General features: G+C 60.8%; 18 protein-coding genes and 1 pseudogene. 13 read left to right on the top strand and 6 right to left on the bottom strand.

The window, feature by feature from the left end; translation table 11 throughout:
- The first annotated feature begins 91 nt into the window (after window positions 1-91).
- The gene (locus BXY39_RS09175) at window positions 92-1,726 is read left to right on the top strand and encodes an MFS transporter (RefSeq protein ID WP_121938569.1); all 1,635 of its coding nucleotides are present in this window, start codon (window positions 92-94) and stop codon (window positions 1,724-1,726) included.
- A 66-nt stretch (window positions 1,727-1,792) separates the two neighbouring features.
- On the opposite strand, the gene BXY39_RS09170 is transcribed toward BXY39_RS09175, so the two are convergent.
- Window positions 1,793-4,102: a hybrid sensor histidine kinase/response regulator gene (locus tag BXY39_RS09170; protein ID WP_121938568.1), complete on the bottom strand. Its 2,310-nt coding sequence runs from the start codon at window positions 4,100-4,102 to the stop codon at window positions 1,793-1,795.
- 151 nt (window positions 4,103-4,253) lie between these two features.
- On the opposite strand from BXY39_RS09170, the gene BXY39_RS09165 reads away from it, so the two are divergent.
- The 11 genes from BXY39_RS09165 (at window position 4,254) to BXY39_RS09120 (ending at window position 16,210) form a co-directional block, all read left to right on the top strand.
- Window positions 4,254-5,876 carry an SLC13 family permease gene (locus BXY39_RS09165; RefSeq protein ID WP_121938567.1) on the top strand — a complete coding sequence of 541 codons (1,623 nt, stop codon included), beginning with the start codon at window positions 4,254-4,256 and terminating at the stop codon, window positions 5,874-5,876.
- Window positions 5,877-6,042: 166 nt separating this feature from the next.
- A complete protein-coding gene (gene dapF / locus BXY39_RS09160; RefSeq protein ID WP_245999023.1) occupies window positions 6,043-6,876 on the top strand; it encodes a diaminopimelate epimerase in 834 nt (277 codons plus the stop codon).
- Window positions 6,877-6,956: 80 nt separating this feature from the next.
- Entirely contained in the window at window positions 6,957-8,363 is a 1,407-nt protein-coding gene (mtaB, locus tag BXY39_RS09155) for a tRNA (N(6)-L-threonylcarbamoyladenosine(37)-C(2))-methylthiotransferase MtaB (RefSeq protein ID WP_425458909.1), read from the top strand.
- Entirely contained in the window at window positions 8,360-9,343 is a 984-nt protein-coding gene (gene ftsY, locus BXY39_RS09150) for a signal recognition particle-docking protein FtsY (RefSeq protein ID WP_121938566.1), read from the top strand. The genes mtaB and ftsY overlap by 4 nt, the downstream gene beginning before the upstream one ends.
- A gap of 289 nt (window positions 9,344-9,632) precedes the next feature.
- Window positions 9,633-10,466: a DUF2189 domain-containing protein gene (locus tag BXY39_RS09145; RefSeq protein ID WP_121938565.1), complete on the top strand. Its 834-nt coding sequence runs from the start codon at window positions 9,633-9,635 to the stop codon at window positions 10,464-10,466.
- A gap of 268 nt (window positions 10,467-10,734) precedes the next feature.
- On the top strand, window positions 10,735-11,976 hold the full coding sequence (locus tag BXY39_RS09140) for an HlyD family secretion protein (protein ID WP_147453531.1): 1,242 nt from the start codon (window positions 10,735-10,737) through the stop codon (window positions 11,974-11,976).
- A complete protein-coding gene (locus tag BXY39_RS09135) occupies window positions 11,977-13,116 on the top strand; it encodes a peptidase domain-containing ABC transporter (RefSeq protein ID WP_121938563.1) in 1,140 nt (379 codons plus the stop codon).
- Complete coding sequence (locus BXY39_RS09130) at window positions 13,097-14,173, top strand: peptidase domain-containing ABC transporter (RefSeq protein WP_147453530.1); 1,077 nt, start codon at window positions 13,097-13,099, stop codon at window positions 14,171-14,173. The genes BXY39_RS09135 and BXY39_RS09130 overlap by 20 nt, the downstream gene beginning before the upstream one ends.
- Complete coding sequence (locus tag BXY39_RS19165; RefSeq protein ID WP_147453529.1) at window positions 14,142-14,579, top strand: hypothetical protein; 438 nt, start codon at window positions 14,142-14,144, stop codon at window positions 14,577-14,579. The genes BXY39_RS09130 and BXY39_RS19165 overlap by 32 nt, the downstream gene beginning before the upstream one ends.
- Window positions 14,580-15,179: 600 nt before the next feature.
- A complete protein-coding gene (locus tag BXY39_RS19160; RefSeq protein ID WP_147453528.1) occupies window positions 15,180-15,680 on the top strand; it encodes a hypothetical protein in 501 nt (166 codons plus the stop codon).
- A gap of 8 nt (window positions 15,681-15,688) precedes the next feature.
- Window positions 15,689-16,210, top strand: coding sequence for a hypothetical protein (locus BXY39_RS09120; protein WP_147453527.1), 522 nt, complete (start codon window positions 15,689-15,691; stop codon window positions 16,208-16,210).
- A gap of 86 nt (window positions 16,211-16,296) precedes the next feature.
- Here the strand turns inward: BXY39_RS09120 and BXY39_RS19155 are convergent, their stop codons facing one another.
- Window positions 16,297-16,557 carry a hypothetical protein gene (locus BXY39_RS19155; RefSeq protein ID WP_211332163.1) on the bottom strand — a complete coding sequence of 87 codons (261 nt, stop codon included), beginning with the start codon at window positions 16,555-16,557 and terminating at the stop codon, window positions 16,297-16,299.
- Window positions 16,558-16,922: 365 nt separating this feature from the next.
- On the opposite strand from BXY39_RS19155, the gene BXY39_RS09110 reads away from it, so the two are divergent.
- Window positions 16,923-18,071, top strand: a complete 1,149-nt coding sequence (locus BXY39_RS09110) for a hypothetical protein (RefSeq protein WP_121938558.1) — start codon at window positions 16,923-16,925, stop codon at window positions 18,069-18,071.
- Between the two features lie 123 nt (window positions 18,072-18,194).
- On the opposite strand, the pseudogene ccoS reads toward BXY39_RS09110, so the two are convergent.
- The 4 genes and pseudogenes from ccoS to ccoG all read right to left on the bottom strand — a co-directional run.
- Window positions 18,195-18,341 (bottom strand): annotated as a pseudogene (gene ccoS, locus BXY39_RS20015) (cbb3-type cytochrome oxidase assembly protein CcoS); the annotation flags it as partial.
- A complete protein-coding gene (locus tag BXY39_RS09100) occupies window positions 18,338-20,623 on the bottom strand; it encodes a heavy metal translocating P-type ATPase (protein WP_211332162.1) in 2,286 nt (761 codons plus the stop codon). The gene BXY39_RS09100 and the pseudogene ccoS, both read right to left, overlap by 4 nt.
- Window positions 20,624-20,746: 123 nt before the next feature.
- Window positions 20,747-21,349 carry a FixH family protein gene (locus BXY39_RS09095; protein WP_170163733.1) on the bottom strand — a complete coding sequence of 201 codons (603 nt, stop codon included), beginning with the start codon at window positions 21,347-21,349 and terminating at the stop codon, window positions 20,747-20,749.
- 41 nt (window positions 21,350-21,390) lie between these two features.
- On the bottom strand, window positions 21,391-23,040 hold the full coding sequence (gene ccoG / locus BXY39_RS09090; protein ID WP_211332161.1) for a cytochrome c oxidase accessory protein CcoG: 1,650 nt from the start codon (window positions 23,038-23,040) through the stop codon (window positions 21,391-21,393).
- Between the last annotated feature and the right edge of the window lie 38 nt (window positions 23,041-23,078).

The raw sequence follows: 23,078 nt of genomic DNA, 5'->3' as shown, positions 1-23,078 counted from the left end.
GACCCGTCTCGACCGACAGGACCGTACAGTCACCGTCAGACGGGAACAGTTTCCGGACCCGGCGAATCAGCCCCCAAAGGATCAGACCCGCATGGATCAGAGCGCCTCAGAGCAGACCGGGCCAAATCAGACCGGATCAGGCGCCGCCGGACCGTCAGGGGCACCCGGGGGCCGTATCAGTCCGGCGACCGCCTTGCACCGTCCCTTGTGTCCGGACGGGCATGCCGCGCTCACGCCGCCATGCGCCCAGCCCTGCCCGGAACGGGCGCGTCCCTTCGTGCTGGCGGCGACCATTCTCGCCTCGGCCATGGCCTTTATCGACGGCTCCATCGTCACCATCGCCCTGCCGGCCATGCAGACCGATCTCGCGGCCGGCTTTGACGACATGCAGTGGGTGGTCAACGCCTATGCCCTGCTGCTCGGCAGTCTCATTCTGGTCGGCGGCGGCATGGGGGACCGGTTCGGCCGGCGACGCGTCTTCGTCGCCGTCTTCGCGCTCGCCTCGCTGGCCTGTGCGCTGGCGCCTTCGACCACGGCGCTGATCGCGGCGCGCGGCGCGCAAGGGGTCGGCGCCGCCCTCCTGGTCCCGCAAAGCCTGGCGATCATCGCCGCCGCTTTTCCGCGCGACGCGCGCGGGCACGCCATCGGCATCTGGGCCGGGGCGTCGGCCCTCACCACCGCCCTGGGGCCGCCGCTCGGCGGGTTTCTTATCGACGCGCTCGACTGGCGGTCGGTGTTCTGGATCAACCTGCCGCTGTCGGCGGTCTCGATCTGGCTGGCACTGCGCTACATTCCGGAAAGCCGGGATGACAGCGCTGCGGGCAATACGGGCGGGCTGGACTGGACCGGCGCCGGCCTCGCCGTTCTCGCCTTCGGTGTGCTGACAGTCGGACTGACGCGGCTGGCCGAGACCGGCGGGTCGTCCCTGACCGCGCCGCTTCTGGTGTGCGCCGGGCTGGCGGGCACCGCGGTTTTCGTCCTCGCCGAGGCCCGCGCCGCCAATCCGCTGATGCCGCTGTCCCTGTTCCGCAGCGCCGCCTTTTCCGGCGCCAACCTGATGACGCTGTTTCTCTACGGCGCGCTCAGCGGCATGCTGTTCCTGCTGCCCTTCGACCTGATCGCCCGGCGTGGGATGAGCGCGTCCGAGGTCGGCCTCGCCCTGCTGCCCGTCGGCCTTATCATCGGCACCCTGTCGCGCGCGGCCGGCAGCCTCGCGGACCGCACAGGCCCGCGTCTGCCGCTCACCGCCGGGTCCCTACTGGTCGCCGGCGCGGCCGCCGGTCTCGCCGCCGGCCTCAGTGATATCTGGATCGGGGTGATGGCGCCGCTGGTGGCGCTGTCCGCAGGGATGGCGCTTGTGGTCGCCCCGCTGACCACGGCAGTGATGAACGCCGCCCCGGACATGCAGTCGGGCACGGCCTCGGGCGTCAACAACGCGGCCAGCCGTCTGGCGGGATTGTTCGCGGTGGCCATTGTCGGCGCGGTCGCCGCCGCCGTCTTCACCACCGCTGCCGCAGACGCCGTCACGGCCGGAGACGCCGCGACGGCAACGACGCAGATACGGTTCGGGCAGCTGCCGCCGCCGGGCACGGCTGGCAGAGCGGCGCTGGAAGCCGCATTCCTGGAGGCATACGGCACCGCGATGCGGGTGACGGCGGTCTGGGGCGGCTTGGCGGCGTTGACGGCGCTGTTTTTTCTGCGCGGTGACAAAGCGCTAAAGGAATGAGTGATATAGGCTGCCCAGGCATTTAACGGATACCAGGACGGTTAAAGAGCGGCCTGCGAGGTCGGATCAGGAGGGAGTGGCGCGGGCGGCGACAGCGGCGCGGACGGCAGCGTAGAGTTTTTTCGGGTCGATGGGTTTTGGCACCACATCGACCATGCCGGCGGCGGCGTAGGCGGCAACCTCCTCGGGCAGGGTGTTGGCGGTGAGTGCGATCACCGGCGGGCCGTCGGGCCGCGCGGCCAGGATCGACTTCGCCGCCGAGACGCCGTCCATCACCGGCATGCGGATGTCCATGAGGATGGCATCGAAATCGGCACCGGGTGCCAGGGCGGTGTCGACCGCCTCGCGGCCGTTGACGACAAAGGCGGCGGGCCAGCCCCGTCTGGCAAGCAGGCGTTCAATGACGGACTTGTTAACGGGATTGTCCTCGGCCACGAGGATGCGCAGCCGGTCACCATTGTCATCCGCTGGGTCATGCGGACCGCCATCCAGAATGTCGGCCGGACCCGGGACCGGACCGCCGCCGGAGAGATGGGCCGCGGTCCCGGAGAACACACCATACACCCCGCCGGCGATCATGGCGGGCGGCACCGGAGCCGGATCAGCCGGAATTTGCCCCTTTGCACCCGCCCGAGAGCCCATCTGAGAGCGCACCTGATCGCCCGTCCGCGTGTCGGCGTGACGGTCGGCCGGTGGATTGGTCGGGAGGTCCGTCGAAATCCCGGTGCGGGTTTGCACCTGGGACTGTATCTGGGCCTGCACCGGGGTTCGTGGGCCGGCTTCCGAATAAATTTGCAGCCGGGCCTGCATGCGGGCTTCGTGGCCGGATGTTTCCGGCCCGGCGCCCCGGTGTCGCTGTAAGGCGCCGGTGTCCGGTGCATCCGACCGCAGGGCATCGCCCGGTGCGGTGGCAGCCTCGGGCTCATCGGGATCAAGGGGAGCGGCGAGGCAAAGCGGAATCTCGACGGTGAAGCGGGTGCCGCCTTCAGGCCGGCTTTCGACGCGGATGCGCCCGTTCATGAGCTGCACCAGTTCCTGGCAAAGGGCGAGGCCGAGGCCGGCACCGCCGCGCTGTGCCGCGTCCTCACTGAGCTGGTCGAAATGGCGGAACAGACGCGCCATGTCCTCGGGCGTGACACCGATGCCGGTATCGGCCACCTCGAGCACGAGGAGACGTTCATCGCCGCCGCCCGGCATGATGTGGAGGGAGACGCGGACCTCGCCGGCGTCGGTGAATTTGACGGCATTGTCGACGAGATTGTAGAGGATCTGACCGATGCGCACCGGGTCGCCGAACAGGCGGTCGTCCTCGTCCGGCATGGCACCGCGCACGAGCGCGACCCCCTTGCCCTCGGCCCGGAGCTGCAACAGCCGCATCACGGTGCGCGCCATGTTGCAGGGTATGAAGGGTTCGGTCGTGAGGGTGGCGCGCCCGGCTTCGAGCTGGGAGAGATCGAGCAGATCGTTGATGGCGACCAGCAGCCCGCGTGCGCTGCCGTGGGCGGTGTCGGCCAGATCGGCCTGATCGCGTTCAAGCCCGGTTTCGCGCAACAGGTCGAGCATGCCGATGATGCCGGTGAGCGGCGTGCGCAGCTCATGGCTGGCATTGGCGAGAAAGACGGATTTGGCGCGATTGGCTTTTTCCGCCGCGTCGGCGGCGCTCTCGGCCTCGACCACCTTGTGTTCAAGCGCGTGGCGAGCGGCGGCGAGCGCGCGCGACCGCGCCCGGTTGACCAGAAGCAACCGGATCTGCGCCTCGGTCGCGCGCAGGCGCATGTAGAAGGCAAGCGTGCCCATGATGACGCCCGGCACCAGCATGAAGGCGAAATGCCCGCCATACGGCCCCGACACATGAAACAGGCTGAAGACATACATGGCCATGCTGAGGCCGGTGAGCAGCCAGTAGCTGCGCGGCGACAGCATGACGAAGCCATAGGCCAGCAGCGCCAGAATGCCGTTGGTCATCTGGATCTGGTCGGCGGTGAGACAGATGTGCAGATAGACATTGACAAGGGCGACCACGCCGGCGGGCAGAAAAATGGCGTGCGCGTGCCGGGCGGTGAGGATGCGCGCCCGCATGAGGGCATAGGTCCCGGCCGCAGCGCCCGCCGCCGTCAGGCTGAGCGCCATCATGAGGAGACGCAGTTCGCCCTCAAGCGCGAAGGCGTGCGACAGGGTGATAAAGGCGTAATAGGCGCCGAAAACGCCGAGGATCACGGGGAGCTGGCGGAAATGCACCAGACGCACGGCGGCCGCGACCCAGCGCGCCGGCACCGCCGTCGCACTGCCTGCGTCCTGCCATTCACCGCTGATGTCGCGTGTGTCTTGACCCGCCTTCATGTCCGCACCGGTCAGTCCAAAAAATAAGATCCCCATATTCTCACTGGCCGGGCGACGCGCCAAAGGCAAGGATTTTTACCGCTCGACCCATGGTTTAGTGCGTTTTGGCAAAACCCTCTTTGCCCTTGCCTACACCCCGCCGGGCCCTTAGGGTCGCGACACTTTTAAGGGGAGGACGACGGCCATCATGGACGCGGACGGGACGCCGGAGCGGCGGGAGCGGGCGCTGTATCAAAAAATCGGTTTCTGGTGCGGACTGGTGCTGTTCGCAACCCTGACCGTCCTGCCGGCGCCGGCCGGGATCGGCGAGGCGGCCTGGGCCACCGTGGCGCTGGCCGGCCTGATGGCGGCATGGTGGGCGACCGAGGCCATTCCGGTGCCGGCGACCAGCCTGCTGCCGCTGATCATGCTGCCGCTTCTGGGTGTGACCACGACGGCGGAAGCCTCGCTGCCCTATGGCCGGCCGGTGATTTTCCTGTTGCTGGGCGGGTTCATCGCGGCGCTGGCGATGCAGCGGTGGAACCTGCACCGGCGGATCGCCCTGAGTATTCTGGCGCGTGTCGGCGACCATCCCGGCGCGCTGATCGCCGGGTTCATGGGGGCGGCGGCCTTTCTGTCCATGTGGATTTCCAACACGGCAACGACGCTGATGATCGTGCCCATCGCCCTGACGGTGGCCGAAACGGTGTTGGGGCAACAGGCCCGCGGCCACCGCTTTACCCTGGCGTTGCTGATCGGCTGTGCGTGGTCGGCGTCCATCGGCGGGCTCGGCACCTATATCGGCACGCCGCCCAACCTGTTCGTCAAGGGCTTCATCCTGGAGAGCACGGGGCGGGACATATTATTCATTGAATGGATGGCCTTTGCCGTGCCGGTGGTGGCGGTGATGGTGCCGCTGGCCTGGGTGGTGCTGACGCGGGTGTGTTTCCGCTTTCGCCCCGGCGAGGTGACGGGCGGCGGCGCGGTGGTGCAGCGGGAACTGGCGAAGCTGGGTCCGATGACGGTGGCGGAAAAACGGGTGACGCTGGTGCTGCTGACCATGGCGCTGCTGTGGAGCACGCGCCAGCTTCTGGTGGAGTGGGACTGGCTGACCGGGCTGCTGCCGTTCATGGCGCGGCTGAGCGACACCCACATCGCCGTGGCCGGCGGGCTGTCGATGTTTTTGATCCCGGCGGGGCGGACGGTAGCGGCAGGCGGTGAGACAGGGCTGAAAGCGGCGGAACAGGCAGGAACGTCCTCCGAAAACGACACGGACAGTCAGAACAGCGGCGGGAGCCAAAGCGGTATTAAGGGCCAGAACAATAGTGGGAGTCAGAACAATAGTGGCGGCGCCCTGATCACCTGGGAGGAGGCTGTGCGCCTGCCCTGGGGTGTGCTGCTGCTGTTCGGCGGCGGGTTGAGCCTGGCCGGCGCCATTCAGTCCACCGGGCTGGCGGCATGGCTGGGTACGGCGCTGGTCGGGCTGGCGGCGGCGCCGCTGTTCCTGCTGATCCTAGCCATTGTCGCCCTGGTGATTTTCCTGACGGAGCTGACCAGCAACACCGCCACCACCGCCGCGCTGGTGCCGGTGCTGTCGGCACTGGCGGCGAGTGCCAATCTGGACCCGGTGATCCTGGCGGCGCCGGTGGCGATGGCGGCGTCGTGCGCCTTCATGCTGCCGGTGGCGACGGGCCCGAACGCAGTGGTGTTTTCCACCGGGCATATCCGGGTGCCGGACATGATGCGCGCCGGCCTGTGGCTGAACGTGATCGGCAGTTTCGCCGTTGCCGCGCTGCTGTACAGCCTGCTGCCGGTGATTTTCGGGCTATAGACTTTTCAGGCAGCTTTTTCAGGCCGATGGCGGAGCGGGAGACGCGACGGGCCGTTATGCGTGGACCGCCCCGTGTCGATATGGGTCGACCCCCGCTGACACGGGGTGCCGGGTGCCGGCGAAAATCTTTGGACTCTTGTGGGTCCGGCACCATATAAGGCGCGCCATGGACAGCATGCCGGCATATGGCCGCCCGGTGCCCTTTACCAAGATGCACGGGCTGGGCAATGATTTTGTCATCATCGATGCGCGGGGGACGAAGACTTCCCTGAGCGATGAGGCCGTACGCGCACTGGCCGACCGGCGGCGCGGCATCGGATGCGACCAACTGATCGTGCTGCGCGACGGCGGGGACGCCGACGGTTTGATGGAAATCCGCAATGCCAACGGGTCGGAAGTGGCGGCCTGCGGCAATGCCACGCGCTGTATCGGCCGCATGCTGATGGCGGAAAGCGGCCGCGACAGCGCCAGCATCCGCACCCGCGCCGGCCTGCTGACGGCGCGCGCGGGCGGCGATGATACCGTCTGCGTCAATATGGGCCCGGCGCGAACCGACTGGCAGGCCGTGCCGCTGGTCCGGGCCATGGATACGGTGACACTGAACTATGCCAGGGGGCCGCTGTCGGCGCCCGGCGCGGTCAATATGGGCAATCCGCACGCGGTGTTCTTTGTCGACGATGCGGATGCGGTGGACCTGGCGACCCTGGGCCCTGAAATCGAGACAGACCCGCTGTTTCCGGAAAAGGTCAATGTGTCGGTGGCGACGGTAAACGGACAGAATATCCGCCTGCGGGTGTGGGAGCGCGGCGTCGGGCTGACGCAAGCCTGCGGCACGGCGGCCTGCGCGGCGCTGGTGGCCGCCCACCGAAAGGGCCTGACAGGGCGCAGAGGCGGCGTACTGCTGGACGGCGGACGGCTGGAGATTGACTGGCTGGCCGACGGCACGGTGGAGATGACCGGCCCGGCCACATACGCCTTTACCGGCGAGGTGCGGCTGTGAGCGAGACGCGTGACAGCAAACACGGGAGTACCGAGGTGATCACCTTCGGCTGCCGGTTGAACGCCTATGAGAGCGAGGTGATGCGCACCCACGCGGCGCGCGCGGGCCTTGACGATGCGGTCATCGTCAACACCTGCGCGGTGACGGCGGAAGCCGCCCGGCAGGCACGCCAGACGATCCGCCGCATCGCCCGCGAACGGCCGGACGCACGGCTGGTGGTGACGGGCTGCGCCGCCCAGGTGGACCCGGACAGTTTCGCACGCCTGGATGGGGTGAACGCCGTCATCGGCAATGGCGAAAAGCTGGACGGCGCCATGTGGGACACGCTGGCCAAGGATGCCCGGATCAAGAATACAGGGGCCAAAGAGTCCCCCATCACCGGCGTAGCGGAAAAAGATGCGGACCCACGCGGATTTCTCGACGCGGCGACGCCGCGCGTGGCGGTCAACGATATTTTCGCGGTGACGGAAACCGCCGGCCATCTGATCGACGGGTTCGGCGACCGGGCGCGGGCCTTCGTGCAAATCCAGAACGGCTGCAACCACCGCTGTACCTTCTGCATCATCCCGTACGGGCGCGGCAACAGCCGGTCGGTGCCCATGGGCGGCGTGGTCGATCAGATCAAGCGGCTGGTGGACACGGGATATGGCGAAGTGGTGCTGACCGGTGTGGACATCACCAGTTTCGGCGAGGACCTGCCGGGCACGCCGTCGCTGGGCGTGCTGGTGCAGAAAATCCTGACCCATGTGCCGGACCTGCCGCGCCTGCGCATTTCGTCGATCGACAGTATCGAGGTGGACGGACCGCTGATGGACGCCATCACCGGCGAGACACGGGTGATGCCGCATTTGCACCTGTCGCTGCAGGCGGGCGACAATATGATCCTGAAACGGATGAAGCGCCGCCATCTGCGGGAGGATGCCATCCATTTCTGTACGGCGGTGCGCGCGCGCCGTCCCGAGGTGGTTTTCGGCGCCGACATCATTGCCGGCTTCCCGACGGAAACGGACGAGATGTTCGCGAACAGCCTGCGTCTGGTGGAGGAGTGCGACCTGACCTGGCTGCATGTGTTTCCCTACAGCGAGCGTGAGGGCACGCCGGCCGCGCGCATCCCCAACAAGGTGGCGAAAGCGGTGCGTAAAGAGCGCGCCGCCCGCCTGCGCGCCCACGGCGAGGCCAGGGTCAAGGCCCTGTTCGCGCGGCGTGCCGGCACCCGCGCCGAGGTGCTGGTGGAACGCGGTGGCGGCGGCATGGCGACCGGTCATACGGAAGATTTCATCCCCGTGACGCTGACGGGCGACCACCGGCCGGGCGCGCGCGTGCCCGTGACGCTGGTGCATCATGACGGACGCACCATGCGCGGGCTGGAGGATGGGCCGGACCGTGCGCAGGGCACCGGATACACAAACGGCCATACACACGGGTACGGGCATGGATATGCGCACGGGCACGGGTGTGAGCCTGGGGCGAAAGACGGCACGGCATGACGGAGACGGGCAAAGCTGATACCGGGAAAAAAGGCGCGGGTAAAAAAGGCTGGTTCACCCGGCTGAAAGACGGCCTGCGGCGGTCCACCGGCAAGATTTCGGACGGGATCACGGGTATTTTCACCCGGTCGAAGCTGGACGACGACACGCTGGAAGCGCTGGAAGAGCTGCTGATCAGCGCCGACCTGGGGGTGACGACCGCCACCCGGCTGACAGAAGCGCTGGCCCAGGACCGTTATGACAAGGACATCACGGATGAGGAAGTGCGCCGGTTTCTGGCGCGTGAGGTCGGCGCCATTCTGTCCCCGGTAGCCAAACCCCTGACCGTGAACAGCGGACACAAGCCGCATGTGATCCTGATGGCGGGCGTCAACGGCGCGGGCAAGACCACCACCATCGGCAAGCTGGCCAAACGGTTCAAGCAGGAGGGCAAATCGGTCATGCTGGCCGCCGGCGACACCTTCCGCGCCGCCGCGATCGAGCAATTGCAGATCTGGGGGCAGCGCGTCGGTGTGCCGGTGGTGGCCAAGCCGACCGGATCGGACGCCGCCGCACTGGCGTATGAGGCGGTGGACAGCGCCGTTGCCCAAGGGGTGGACGTGCTGCTGATCGACACCGCCGGGCGCCTGCAAAACCGCGCCGAACTGATGGCCGAACTGGCCAAGGTGGTGCGGGTGATCGGCAAGAAGGTGGAGGGCGCGCCGCACGACACACTGCTGGTGCTGGACGCCACCACGGGCCAGAACGCCGTCCATCAGGTGGAGGTATTTCAGGACATGGCCAGCATTTCCGGGCTGGTGATGACCAAGCTGGACGGATCGGCGAAAGGCGGGGTGCTGGTGGCGATCGCCGACAAATTCGGCCTGCCGGTGCATGCCATCGGCGTCGGTGAGGCGGTCGAGGACCTGGCCGCGTTCGACCCGGATGAGTTCGCCGAGGCCCTGGTCGGTCTGGACACGCGGGACCGGCCCGCCGCCTGAACGCCCACGCATGCCGCATACGCCCTGCCTTGCGCGCGTCCTGTCCACGCTTCCTATCCGTTGCTTCCGGCTCTGCTTCTGGTCCTGCCCTGGCCCTGTATCCGGCGCCCGGTTTCGCGGCGGCACTGGTCTTGCGCGATTTTGCGACAGATCAAACAGGCTTTTCTTTTTGCCCGTCATAGTGGACCATGGGATATTCCACGGCATTGGTCCGGCCCCTTCGTGCGTATGGTTTGGTTTGATCGGGGTATTATGGCCTGACCGCGCCTGACGGATTGGGGAGAGAGCCATGACCACCGCAGAGACCACCGAGACCGCCACGCCGCAGCCCGCCAGCGGACCTAAGAAACATGTGCCGGGCCAAAAACATGTGACTGGGCCGACCATCAACCCCGTCACGGCGGAAGATCCTTGGCGCTGGCTGTCCGCCGGCTGGAAGGACCTGACCGCGAACGCCGCCAACAGTCTGGTGTACGGCGCGGCCTTTACCGGAATTTCCTTCGTGCTGCTGCTGATGCTGTTCCAGTTGGAGCTGACGGCGACAGTGCTGGTGCTGAGCGCGGGCTTCATGCTGGTGGGACCGGTTTTCGCCATCGGACTGTATGACGCCAGCCGGCGCCTGGCGGCGGGGGAAAAACCCACGCTGGACACCATGTTCAAGGTCAAGCTGCCGGCACCCATCCAGATGGCCTATATGGGGCTGACGCTGATGCTGATCTATCTGGCCTGGGTGCGCATGGCGACGCTGGTCTATGCCATGTTTTTCGGGCTGGAGCCGTTTCCGCCGCTGGAAAATTTCCTGCCGACCCTGCTGTTCAGTGCCGAGGGGGCCTGGATGCTGGTGATCGGCAGCATCATCGGCGGGGTGACCGCTTTCGGTGCCTATGCCGTCAGTGTCGTTGCCGTGCCCATGCTGATGGACCGGGATGTGGATTTCCTGACGGCGACGATCACCTCGATCCGCACGATCCGGGAAAATTTCTGGCCGATGATGCTGTGGGGCTGGCTGATCGCGCTGTTCACGGCGTTCGGCATCGCCACGCTGTTTGTCGGCCTGGTGGTGGTGTTTCCATTGATCGGTCACGCCAGCTGGCATGCCTACCGGCAGATGGTGGGCGAATAGGACGGCCGCATATCATCCATTCGTAAAAACGGTAGAATGATGCGCCGGGCCCCTGCCCGGCGTTTTTTATGTCAAATCCGAAACCACACTGCGCAAAGGGAACAGATACATCATCTTTGCGGAGCAGACAGCTACGCTTAAACAGAAAATATCAAAAAGCGATTAAACCACAAAATTGCACTTTAAAATTGTTAGCAATTTTTGCTTGCAAATTTATCTTACATCAATAAACCAATGATTTAATTCTTTTCGGTGAGTGAGATATGCCTTGAAGTTGTTTCGGGAAGAAGCTGTCGATCATGTCAGGCAACGAATGTGGGGGGATATCCTGATCGTCCGCCCACACTCCACAGGCTTCGTCGCCGCCATTATTTGCATGATTATCGTCGCCATAGGCTTATATCTGTACTTCGGCCACTACTCTCTAAAAGTAAATGGCACAGGAGAACTGATTCCCAAAAGTGGAATTGCAAAAATTTACTCAAACAAGAAAGGCATTGTATCCACTGTTTTTATAAAAGACGGCGACCACGTCAAAGAAGGACAGAATCTATTTTCCATTAAATCCAACCGGAAAAACGAAGATGGCATAGAAGTTGACCATCGACTGGTACAATCCATTAAAGACAAAATTGATATACTCTCGAAAGCTTCCACAAATGAGAGGCGTCGTCACCGCAATGCTCTGATGCAGTTGTCAGACGAGACCAAGCGTAATGAGAAGCTGCTTGCTCAAATCCAGGAACAGATAGACACGCAATTTCAGATCATTAAAAGCTTCCAAACCATACTGTCGGAAACAGAACAACTTCTGCAAAGTGGTCATATCGCGAAAATTGAATATAATTCGAGAAAAGAACGATTTTTAAATCATACTCAGGAATTGGCGGCGCTCAGGCGCCAGCAGATCGACCTAGAGAATAAAATTGACGGATATGAAAGCAAAAAATCCGATCTGGAATTAAATTTCCAGAAGAAAGAACTTGATTTTGAAAGAGAGATATTATCCCTCCGCGAGCGGTTGCTTTCACTGGAAAATGACCGGCTAACCTACATCCCCGCACCGGTAAGCGGCCAAGTATCGGGGCTCCAGGCAATCGCAGGCAATAGTGTTACCGGCAGTATCCCCATGCTGTCGATTGTTCCAGTCGACCAAGAATTATACGCACATCTCTATGTGCCCGCCAATTCCATCGGGTTTGTGAAAAGAGACCAGCGCGTCAAACTGATGTTTGACGCTTATGATTATAGAAAATTTGGCGCCTATGACGGCGTTGTGACCTCCATTACCGACACCCTTTTCACACCAAGGGAGGTTGGACCTTCGATAACGATCAAGGAACCATGCTATCGTGTCACCATAAAGCTGGCACGTCAGACCGTCGATGCTTATGGCGAACAGGTAACATTGAGACCGAATATGCGCCTGAAAGCCGACATCGTGCTGGCTTCCCGTCGTTTATATGAGTGGCTTCTCGACCCATTTACCCGCTTCAGAAGGGCCGCGTAAATGAGCCTTGAAGACGCAAAAGAACTCATGGCACGGGTCAAATTTGGCATGGGGAGAAAGCTGCCCCTTATTTATCAGACCGAGGTATCGGAATGCGGCCTAGCCTGCCTTGCCATGATCGCCGGGTACCATGGCTGGGAAACCGATATCAACGAATTGCGGAAGGCGTACCCTGTTTCGCTGAACGGGTCGAGCTTGAAAGGCCTGGTAGTCACAGCAGAAAAAATGAACCTGCTGAGCAGACCGGTTCGGGCCGAGCTCTCGGCACTCCATAAACTGGCGAAGCCGTGCATCCTGCACTGGGAGATGAACCATTTCGTGGTTCTGAAAGCCGTCAAAAACAACAGGATTATCATCCACGACCCTGACAGGGGGGTCCAAAAACTGACCCTGGAACAGGCGTCACCGCTTTTCACGGGCGTAGCGCTTGAATTGTATCCAAGCGAGTTTTTTAAAACAAAAAAACCGCCCCGGAAAATGAAACTGACCGATCTTTGGTCAAGCGTATCCGGGCTGTCGAAATCTGTCTTCTACACCATTCTATTGTCGGCGATCATTCAGCTGCTTGCTCTGGCGATGCCCTTTTACATGCAGATCGTCATAGATGAAGTCGTCCCGAAATATGATCAGGACCTTCTTTTTGTGGTCGCTGTCGGTTTCGGCATTCTCGTATTAATCAACGTTATTGTCAGTTTCATGCGGTCGATGCTCCTGATGTATGTAGGGAGTTCCCTAAGCATTCAGATGACACGAAATCTGTTTCATCATCTGATGTACCTTCCCATGCAGTGGTTTGAGAAGCGCCATATGGGCGATATTCTCAGCCGCTTTGGATCGACAAAACCGATTGGCAAGCTTTTTTCGGAAGGCATTGCGGCCAGTGTGATCGACGGCGCCATGGCGATTACCACCGGCCTGATCATGCTCCTGTACAGTCCGAAGCTCGCGTTTCTGGTCATCGCCACAATCCTGATTTTTTCCGCAATCAGATTTGCCCTTTACGGAGTGATCAAAGCCAGAGAGCAATCAGCGCTGATATCGGAAGCAAAGGAAGAAACAGCTTTTATTGAAAGTGTCTCAGCGATCCAGACAATTAAAATTTTCGGTCGAGAACGCGAGCGTGAGACACGCCTGGGTTAATAGCCTTATCAATAAAATAAACAACACTATCAGTGTAGCCAGAATCCAAATATTTCTTCAATCTTTTCAGGGAGTTTTATTTGGAGCCGAGAACATATTGGTCATTTATTTTGGCGCCGGACTGATACTTTCCAATTCCATGAGCATCGGTATGCTATTTGCCTTTATGGCATACAAACGCCAGTTCAGTGAAAACATCATTGCCCTCATCGAGCGTCTGTTTGAATTCAGAATGCTGTCCCTTCATCTGGAGAGAGTGGCGGATATCTCATTCGAGCGGCCGGAAGTGGATTTGGACGACCCCCTCGAAGCCGACAACATCATCAGAAACCGATTTGGCCGTCGGTCCCGGCCCCCGGAACAACTGACCGGCAAAATCGAATTCAGGGATGTCTGGTTCAAGTATGGCGACGAAGACCCCTGGATCCTAAAGGGGGTCTCTTTCACCGTTCGCCCGAAGGAACTGGTGGTCATAACCGGTCCATCGGGCGGTGGGAAAACGACATTGCTTAAACTGATCCTGGGTCTGGATATCCCGAACAAAGGGGAAATTCTCGTCGATGACATGCCATTATCATCGTTTGATATCCGCGCTTATCGCCAGTGCTTCGGTACCGTGATGCAGCAGGACGCCCTGATGTCCGGCACAGTGGCGGAAAACGTCAGTTTCTTTGATGACAATGCCGACATCGACCGGATTGCCGCCTGTGCCCGCGCAGCCTCCATTCAAGAGGAAATCGACCGAATGCCCATGAAATACGACACCCTCATCGGGCATATGGGATCATCGCTTTCAGGCGGTCAACAACAGCGGCTGTTGCTTGCAAGAGCCCTCTACCGGCAGCCGACCTTTCTGGTGATGGACGAAGGAACCGCCAATCTGGATGCGGACAATGAACGCGCCATTCTCGTCAACATAAAATCATTACCGGCCACACGCATCACGGTCGCCCACAAAGATGCTGTCATCGAGGCGGCGGACAGACTGTTTGTCATGGCACAAGGCACCATAATCGAACAAAAGGATGACGAAGAGTTCACCGCCAAAACAGGGTGAAGGATTTGAGAGATTCATATGCGACCCAAGCCGCATATGGATATGCGCCAAGCGCATTGAAGCGGGACAAAATGTTCCATTTCTTAACTTTAACCGATTGGAGAATTACATGCCCAATGATGTAAGAGACCTTACAGGTGAAGAAATGCAATATGTGTTAGGGGGGTCACGGGTTCGCGGTGCACAGAGAGCCTCTGACATCAAGGAGGAAGAAAATGGCGGCGGCGGTGGCGGCCGCAGCGGCGGTTTAGGTAATGTAAATGTAGGAATTTCCGGTGTTTTAGGTGCAGGCGCCGTACTAACCGGCACATTTATGCTTGTTCCTGGACCGCATACCCCCATTGCAGGCGGGATCACGGCCGTACTAGGCGGTGCAGCGCTTGTTACTGGCTGGATGGGCCTATAATAACCACTTGCGGCTTGAAGGACTTATCTTTCAAACCGCTCTATAGGAGAGTCATTGTGCTAAAATATAGAATAGGGAACGAAATAGGAATATCTTCCTCAATTTTCTTCTTCCCAACAAAAGATAAAAAATCAAGATTTTATTTCTCGCATCAAGACAAAAGAAGGAATTTTTTTCAAAATATTTACTGCATTCTTTGTGCTTTATTTTCCATGACCATTGTTTTTTATAAAGACGTAATATTATACGTTTCTTTTTTGTTTTTTATGGCTACAATATTAAATTTTATTTTACCCAAAAAAACCATCTTAGGAAAAATAGGGGATGAGAAAATTATTGGAATTGCACCGCCGGTATACATAATAGAATGGTTCCTTATGTATCTCACTGGGGGAATTATATTATACAATTCCTTAAATAAAATATTTTTTAATGAAATACCTCTAGGAACAATCGTATTACTAATACTTTTATTTATATCTTTATTTCCAATATTCGAGATATTTCTCTATATAAAAAATAAGAACACCTAATTCAGATATAAAATGAAATATGTTGGCATGTACTTATTTCTTATTTTAATAATTAAAAATATCTAAGATGCAAGAACAGTTTTTATACACCCACTACCTTTTAGGCATTATTCCCAATGAAAATATTAAATATTTTAAAATTAACAAAAATGAAAAAAGTAGATTTAACACATTATTGATCATAATGTCTTTTACAATATTGGCAGCATTTTTTTTAGTTTATGTCTTAAGAAAATTCGGTGCGCCTGTACAGGTAAGCGATGCTATGATTCCCGCATGGTTTATGATTTTAAATACAGCCATACTATTATATAATCTGAAAAATATAGAAAAAGAAAATATAAATTCTAAAAAAATATGTAAAATAGAAAAATTACCCTTTTTAAATATATTCGTTTTTTTATATTTTACCTTAGGTTCTTTTATATTTTATCGAGGTTTTTCAATATCTCCTATATTGCCAGATGCATTAGGCTTCATCATTGGTATATTTCTTCTTATATGTGCTTTCTTTCCACTTTTTTCTCTTTTGAGAGAAACGCGCAACTATGCGCAGCAAGAGGAATAGAGATATTATTGAAAGAAAGAAACATTATGCTCTTATATAAAATTGGAAATAAGATTGGCTACAGAAGTGTGGTTGCACGATTTTCAAATACAAAAGATGGCGGAGATTTTTATTATTTCGATATTGATGACGCCTTTCGAATAAAGATTCAAAAATTTACAATACCTTTATCTCTTTTCATGGCAGTTTTCCTTGTTTTGAATATTTTATTCAGAGTGATCCAGGAAGGATCCAATATCATTGTTGCATCATTGGTAATGGTTATATCGATTATCAATACCCTGGTGCCCAAGAAAATAATTATCGATACCGAGGAAGAGGCTAAGCTGATCGGCCTGGCACCGGCACGGGTGTATATCGAATGGCTCCTGTTGATGCTCAGCCCTGCCTTGGTTCTTGCCTCTCTTCCACACTTTATGGAGTTTTACCCCATACGGATCGCTTTCATTTTATGCGCGGTGATGGCAGCGCTGCCTTTCATGGAAGCCGCCTATTATTACGTCAGCAAAAAAGCAATCAAACAGATCTGAGGCAATGCACCTCATGCTTGCAGTCCCGTATACAGCAGGACGTTTCCAGCGGCAGAGACGACACCAACGATATTATCAAACGGAGATCAGTCCGCAGGGGGCATTTCGGCGGTGCTGACGGCGCGGTATTCGCGGCTGCCGCACTGTGAGCAATAGATGCGCAGTTCACGCAGGTGGGTGGTTTCGCCGTGGGCGGCGATCAGGTCTTCCAAGGGGATGGTTTTGCCGTGCCCGCAGGCGCGGCAGGTGATGTCCACCGCCACGGCGTGCTGCCGCAAATGTCGTAATTCCGCGCCGCGCTGTCTGCCCATGGAAACAGGATAGCGCGATGCCAATCCCGGCGCCACGCCGCGCCCGGCCCGGCGGTGGGGACCGTGGCAAATTGAAACGAAATGCACCTGGCCTGTCGCAGCAGCCGGCCCGCCGACCGATATGGGAGACGGGCCATGAATGTCCGCTTTTCTGAAAAGCAGAAAGGATATACCGCGCCCCGGCCTACCGCCGACGACTATCGAAATGTCAGCGCAGGAGATCGCGATGCCCTGCGCCCGCATGTACTGCACCGCATATCCTGAATGAAAAACAGACGCCCTCATAGGACATGACGCGGCCTTCACCACAAACCTTTGTATGAGTGGCGGTCGGGCCAGCTAGCGGGCATAGTCCGTTGATTGACTTTATGCCTGAAAGCAGGCGGGCGGAAAGGTCTGATATGGCGAATATGCGAAACGGACCGGTGATGATCGGGGTTTGTGCGGCGCTGGCACTGGGCAGTGTGCTCGCGGCCTGTGAGGCGCCGGCGTCACGGTCTGAGAGTGGAGACGGGAACGCAGACGGGACAGAGGCTGAGAGCGGACATGGGGCGGTCTATTCTCCCATTACCTATATCCGCCCTGACGACCGGGTGGCTCTGGACGATGACACGGCCACGTTTCGGGACGCGCTGCTTGGCGGACAGCTGTCGATTGCCAAGGATTTGTGGAGCGCGAACCTCGTCGACCGGCGGCCGCGGGTGCTGCGCCAGATCTGGCAGAACCTTCTGGAGGGCGGGTTTGTCAGCCCTGAGCGCGGCGCGGCGATCGAGCTGTTTCTGGCGCTGGCGCGGGACCCCGCGATCCTGGACCACCATATCAGCGTCACCGGCCTGACGGCGGTGTCCGCCCTGTGCAAATCCGAGACGCTGCCGCAAACGCTTTTCGATGACGCGCCGCGCGGCAACAGGACATATGTGCGGGACTATGAGGATTGCTTCGGCATTCTACAGTCCATAACCGCGTCGCGCGGCCGCATCATGTATGACGCCATGCCACCCGAGCGGCTGCGCGCCATTCTGGAGCGGCTGATCGCGGTCTCGGACGGGTTCGCGGTGAATGGGACGCGGAATGACGATGTGTCGGCGCCGAGCAACATGATCAGCAGCGCGCTGACCGCCGCGCTGGCCGCCCCACTGGCTGACCCTCTGGCTGGCCCTCTGGTCTACGCGTCGCCCGACAGGAGCCGCGGGCTGGCGCTGGACATGCTCGCGCTGATGCTGCGGACCTATGGGGTGAGCGAGGACACACCGACGGAGGCCTTCGTGTTTCTGCGCAGCGTGGACGGCACACCGGCCCATCTGCTGGAGGACGGAGTTCTGGATGCGTACCGCACGGCCACACCGCTGATCGTCCAGCTTTATGAGCATGCGGCAACGTTGGAAACACCCGATGCCGGGCTGATCAGGATGTACGGGCTTCTGGCGGACGATTTCGGTTTTGGCCTGGCGGTACGGGATCAGGCGGGGCGGACGCTGCGCCGGCGCGCGGTGGAGGACGGCCGTGATATGGTGGCGCACTTTCTGGCCGGGCGGGGTGTGCCCCGTTGAGACGCGCCCTGCAGCGCCCTGTCACTCATCGCGATTGGTCTGTGTGCCGGGATGGGGTTGTTTGAAGGCGGTGCGCTGTTTTTCGCGGGCGGTCCGCTCGCGCTCCATACGCTCGATCTCTTCCGGGGGGGCGTCGTCGTCGATGAGGATGCGGGCGGCGGCGCCGTCGAGATCGTCGAACTGGCCGGATTTCAGCGACCAGATAAAAGCGGCGAGCCCGGCAAGGCCGAGAAACAGCGCAACCGGGATGAGGAGAAGCAGGGCGCTCATGACCCGGCCGTCCCGTGATCGCCGGCCAATGTATCTTTGCCGGATGTGCCTTTATCCGATGTATCGGGCGTGGCGGCGAGACGCAGACGCAGGGCGTTGCCGGTGACGAGCAGCGAGGAGGAGGACATGGCGACAGCCGCCACCAGCGGAGTGACATACCCGGCCACCGCCAGCGGCACGGCGAGCAGATTGTAGCCGAGCGCCAAGGCGAAGTTTTCCAGCACACGGGCCCGGGTGCGCCGGGCAATGGCGAGAAGCGCCGTGACCGCCGCCAGCGAGCGCCCCTGAAAGATGAAATCCGCCGCCGTCTGGGTGATGTCGGAGGCACTGGCCGGCGACAGAGAGACATGGGCAGCACGCAGGGCCGGCGCGTCATTGAGACCGTCGCCCACCATCAGCACGCGGGCACCAGCGGCCTTGAGCGCATCAAGCGCGATGATCTTGTCACCGGGTCGGCAGGCGGCCTGCCAGTCGTCAATGCCAACGGCGGCGGCGACATCGCGGACGACCGCTTCACGGTCGCCCGAGAGCAGCATGACCCGCTTGCCGGCGTCCTTGAGGGCAGCGACGGTGGCGGCGGCGTCGGGGCGGATTTCGTCGGCGAAGTCGAACCGCACGGGATCGCCATCGTCGATGCGCAGCCACAATTCGGGCCGGGGGACGGTATTTTCAGACGGGACGGTGTCGGGAGCCGCGTCAAGGCCGACATGGACGCGGCTGCCGAGGCGGACGGTGCTGCCGTCCAGCCGGCCGATGAGGCCGGCGCCGGTGACTTCCTCGACCGTGTCGAACATGGGCAGGCGGCGGCCCCCGGCGGCCCGGGCGACCGCCTGGGCCAGCGGGTGGCGGCTGGTCATGCCGAGACCGGCAGCCAGCAGCAGGTCATCATCCGTACAGGCGGCGCGGTTCATCAGCGTCAGTTCGCCGAGGGTGAGCGTGCCGGTCTTGTCGAAGACCACCGTGTCCACATCGGCCAGTTTTTCCAGACCGTCGTCGGATTTCATCAGAATGCCGGCTTTCATCAGGCGTCCGGCGGCGACCACATGGACCACCGGCACCGCAAGGCCGAGGGCACAGGGACAGGTGATGATCAGCACGGCAATGGCGCGCACCAGACCGAGATGCAGGTCCGCCGCCCACCACCAGCCGAGAAAGGTGGCCAGCGCCAGCAGATGCACCCCCGGCGCATAGGCCCGCGCCAGCCGATCAGCCAGGCGGACAAAGGAACCGCGTGCCTGTTCGGCGGCCTCCATCAGGCGGACGATTTCGGCGAGCAAGGTGTCGTCACCGCGCCCGGTGACACGCACGGTCAGCGGCGCGGACACATTGAGGGTGCCGGCAAAGACACGGGCGCCGGGGGCGACGGCTTCCGGCAGGGTTTCCCCGGTGACGAGGGAGGCGTCGACCTCGCTGGTCCCGTCGGTAACGGTGCCGTCGACGGGAATACGCATACCGGTGGCCACCAGCACCTGCTGGCCGGGGGCCAGACTTTCGGCGGGCACGGTACGGGTGTCGCCGCCGTCGCCGACGATGGTCGCCGGCACCGCCTTCAGTGCCAGCAGGTTCTGCGCCGCGTCACTGGCGCGGGCGCGCATGCGTTCGCTGAGAAACCGGCCGATAAGCAGGAAAAACAGCAGCATGACGCCGGCCTCGAAATAGACCTGGTCGCCGCCACGCACGGTTTCATACAGGGATAGGCCCAGCGACAAGAGGACGGCCAGCGAAATGGGCACATCCATGTTCAACGCCCGCGCGCGCAGGGCGGCGAGCGCGCTGGTGAAAAAGGGCTGGCCGGCAATGGCGACACCGGCGACGGCGATGACCGCGCTGATCCAGTGGAACAGGCCGCGCGTGGCGGCGTCCATTTCACTGCCGTCCCAGACGGAAACGGAAAACAGCATGATGTTGGCCGAGGCAAAACCGGCCACGGCCATGGCAATGAGAAGGCGGCGGCTGGTGCGGTCCCGCGCCGCGTCGGCAACGGTGATGTTGAAGGGCGAGGCCTCGAAGCCGATGCCCTTCATGCGGGCGAGCAGGTCATCAAGGCTGAGCCGGCGCGGATCGAAGACGATGCTGACACGTTTGGTGGACAGGTTGACGCGCGCGCCCTCGATGTCGCTGTCGGCGGCAAGGCCGCGTTCGATTTTGGCCATGCAGCCGGCACAGTGCATGGTGGGCACCAGCAGCTCGGCCTCGGCCAGGCCGCCCTTGCGGAGCTTGAGATAGGGGTGATGGCCGGTTTGGGGCTGATGATCCGGCGATGGCAGGACGGCGTCGCTCATGGCTGGTGTTCCTACTGACTATCCTGTTGCCCCGCAGCCTATCCTACAGGCTGGCCCGCCAGGCCCCAAGGATGATGTGGGGCGGCCGGCCATGGACAGGGCCGGGCCCCGAGGGACGCCCGGTCAGGGCGTTGTCCTTGCGGGCGCGGCGGGATCGTCGCGCCAGATTTCATGGCGTTCGAGAAAAACGGTGTCGCCGTCACCCATTGCCGTCAGATCCACCTGCCAGCGTCCGGCCAGCGGCAGAACAACCCCGGCACGGTAGAGGCCGCCGCCGATGGCCTTAAGGGTAATGCTGTGGTCCAGATCCTTGCGGGCCGGACGTTTCAGCGTGGCGGTGACGTCGAGAAGATTGACGGGCTGGCCGGAGCGGTCGACGAAGCGGGCGGTGAGCAGGGTTTGGCGCCCACCGTCCGCCGCCAAGTCCATTGCACCCGCGTTCATTGTGCCCTCGACACCGGCCGGGCGCGCATCGAGGGCGACGGTCCAGCCAAGGGCGTTCTGCGCCCGCGCCGCCTCAAGCGTGCGGTTATAGGCGCGGCCCTTGATATAGGCGTCGTCCGTCACCGTGCCGGAAAAGGTGGTGACGGCCAGCCAGGCCATGACCATGTTGACGGCGACAATCACCCCGAAAAACCCCAGAAAGGCCATCAGCATGTGGCGTCCGGTAAAGGGGCGGGTCGGGGTGCCGTCGGGCCGGCGGCCGGGGGCGGATGCAGCAAACATGGTTTTCATCTTTCCCTGAAAGGTCCCTTTATCCGGCCGCGTCACCGTCTGGGACCGCTGAAGCTGGTGTCCTTGGTGGCGATGAGAGCGCCGGTGTCATCGTGGACCTCGAACGTGATGGTGCCCTGCCCGCTTGTCAGCGCGCCGCCGCGCACCGCATCGCCCGGCAGCAGGGCGAACAGGCGCACGCTGGCCAGCGCGTCGGGCGGCAGATCGATGGTGACCGCCTCGGTCGGCAGACCGGTCGCGGTTTTCAGGCGCAGGCCCGGCAGGCCGGTGACGGTCACGGTGACGGGGCGGACAACATGCTGTTTGTTGGCGATGTTGACGGTGTAGCCGTCGCGGATGGTGCCGTCGGACAGGGTGACGAACAGCGGGTTGCGGTCTTTCAGGACATTGAGTGTGGTGTCGGACCGGGTGACGAGCGAGGTCAGCATCAGGGCCGAGACAACGAGGATCACCCCCATATAGATCAGGACGCGCGGCCGTAACAGCTGGCTGAGCAGGCCGGTTTCCTGCGTCACCTTGCCGCCGGCGCGGTCCACATGGGTGGGGGCATAGCCGATCAGGTTCCGCGGCCGGCCGACCTTTTTCATTATGCCGTTGCAGGCATCGGCGCACAGGCCGCACTGGATGCATTCCAGCTGGAAGCCGTCGCGGATGTCGATGCCGGTGGGGCAGACCGCCACGCACTGATTGCAGTCGATACAGTCTCCGCGATCGTCCCAGCTGTCACCCTTGCGGTATTTGCCGCGTTGTTCGCCGCGCTCGCGGTTGTAGGTGACGAGCAGGCTGTGATCGTCGATCAGCGCCGACTGGATACGCGGCCACGGGCACATATAGATGCACACCTGTTCGCGCGCGATACCGCCGAGCAGATAGGTGGTGAAAGTGAGCAGGCCGATAAAGAAATAGGATGTGGCCGGTGCCTGACCGGTGACAAGCTGGACCGCCAAAGTCGGCGCATCGGCGAAATAGAAGACCATGGCGCCGCCGGTCAATATGGCGACGGCGAGCCAGGCGGCATGGGTCGAGACCTTTTTGAAGATTTTCACCGGGCCCCACGGCGCCTTGTCCAGACGGATACGGGCGGCGCGGTCGCCCTGGATCCAGCGTTCAATATGGACGAAGAGATCGGTCCAGACGGTCTGCGGGCAGGCATAGCCGCACCAGACCCGTCCGGCCAGCGCGGTAACAAGGAACAGGATCATCGCCGCGAGTACCAGAAGGCCGGTGGCGTAATAGACTTCCTGCGCCCAGATTTCGATCCAGAAAAAATAGGCCTTGCGCGCCGGCATGTCGATCAGCACCGCCTGATCGGGCGCGCCGGCACCCCGGTCGATCCGCAGCCAGGGGGTCAGATAGTAAATGCCGAGAGACAGCGCCATAACCACCCATTTGACCATGCGGAAGGTGCCGTAGACCCGCCGGGGGTAGACTTTTTTCCGGCTGGCGTAGAGCTCGACGCGTTTGGCTTCGGTGTTGTGGGCTTCGGCGTCCGGGGTGCCCAGCGGGACCTCGGCGCCGGCTTTCATACGGGCACTTTTTTTGGACGCACCTTTTTCAGAGGTCGCTTCTTTCGAAGCCAAGGCGGCAGCGCCGATGGCGGGCGGCTCAAGATCGTGGAGGCCGGTTTGCCGGCCTCCATCGGTTTCACTGTGGGTGACGGACTGATTTTGAGCGTTCGCCATCGGCTGCCTCCTTTACATCCATACAGCAACGGGCTTTG

This window comes from Eilatimonas milleporae, from assembly GCF_003688555.1.
Classification (GTDB): domain Bacteria; phylum Pseudomonadota; class Alphaproteobacteria; order Sphingomonadales; family Kordiimonadaceae; genus Eilatimonas; species Eilatimonas milleporae.
Note: the sequence above shows the minus strand (reverse complement) of the source record. Positions and strands in the feature narration are given on the sequence as shown.

What these genes read in the sequence shown, in the direction of transcription:
- BXY39_RS19160 (WP_147453528.1), top strand. Translation starts at nt 15,180, where the DNA reads ATGCAAGAACAGTTTTTATACACCCACTACCTTTTAGGCATTATTCCC.
- ftsY (WP_121938566.1), top strand. Translation starts at nt 8,360, where the DNA reads ATGACGGAGACGGGCAAAGCTGATACCGGGAAAAAAGGCGCGGGTAAA.
- mtaB (WP_425458909.1), top strand. Translation starts at nt 6,957, where the DNA reads ATGCGCACCCACGCGGCGCGCGCGGGCCTTGACGATGCGGTCATCGTC.
- dapF (WP_245999023.1), top strand. Translation starts at nt 6,043, where the DNA reads ATGGACAGCATGCCGGCATATGGCCGCCCGGTGCCCTTTACCAAGATG.
- BXY39_RS09095 (WP_170163733.1), bottom strand. Translation starts at nt 21,349, where the DNA reads ATGTTTGCTGCATCCGCCCCCGGCCGCCGGCCCGACGGCACCCCGACC.
- BXY39_RS09165 (WP_121938567.1), top strand. Translation starts at nt 4,254, where the DNA reads ATGGACGCGGACGGGACGCCGGAGCGGCGGGAGCGGGCGCTGTATCAA.
- BXY39_RS19165 (WP_147453529.1), top strand. Translation starts at nt 14,142, where the DNA reads ATGACGAAGAGTTCACCGCCAAAACAGGGTGAAGGATTTGAGAGATTC.
- BXY39_RS09100 (WP_211332162.1), bottom strand. Translation starts at nt 20,623, where the DNA reads ATGAGCGACGCCGTCCTGCCATCGCCGGATCATCAGCCCCAAACCGGC.
- ccoG (WP_211332161.1), bottom strand. Translation starts at nt 23,040, where the DNA reads ATGGCGAACGCTCAAAATCAGTCCGTCACCCACAGTGAAACCGATGGA.
- BXY39_RS09145 (WP_121938565.1), top strand. Translation starts at nt 9,633, where the DNA reads ATGACCACCGCAGAGACCACCGAGACCGCCACGCCGCAGCCCGCCAGC.
- BXY39_RS09175 (WP_121938569.1), top strand. Translation starts at nt 92, where the DNA reads ATGGATCAGAGCGCCTCAGAGCAGACCGGGCCAAATCAGACCGGATCA.
- BXY39_RS09170 (WP_121938568.1), bottom strand. Translation starts at nt 4,102, where the DNA reads ATGGGGATCTTATTTTTTGGACTGACCGGTGCGGACATGAAGGCGGGT.
- BXY39_RS09110 (WP_121938558.1), top strand. Translation starts at nt 16,923, where the DNA reads ATGGCGAATATGCGAAACGGACCGGTGATGATCGGGGTTTGTGCGGCG.
- BXY39_RS09135 (WP_121938563.1), top strand. Translation starts at nt 11,977, where the DNA reads ATGAGCCTTGAAGACGCAAAAGAACTCATGGCACGGGTCAAATTTGGC.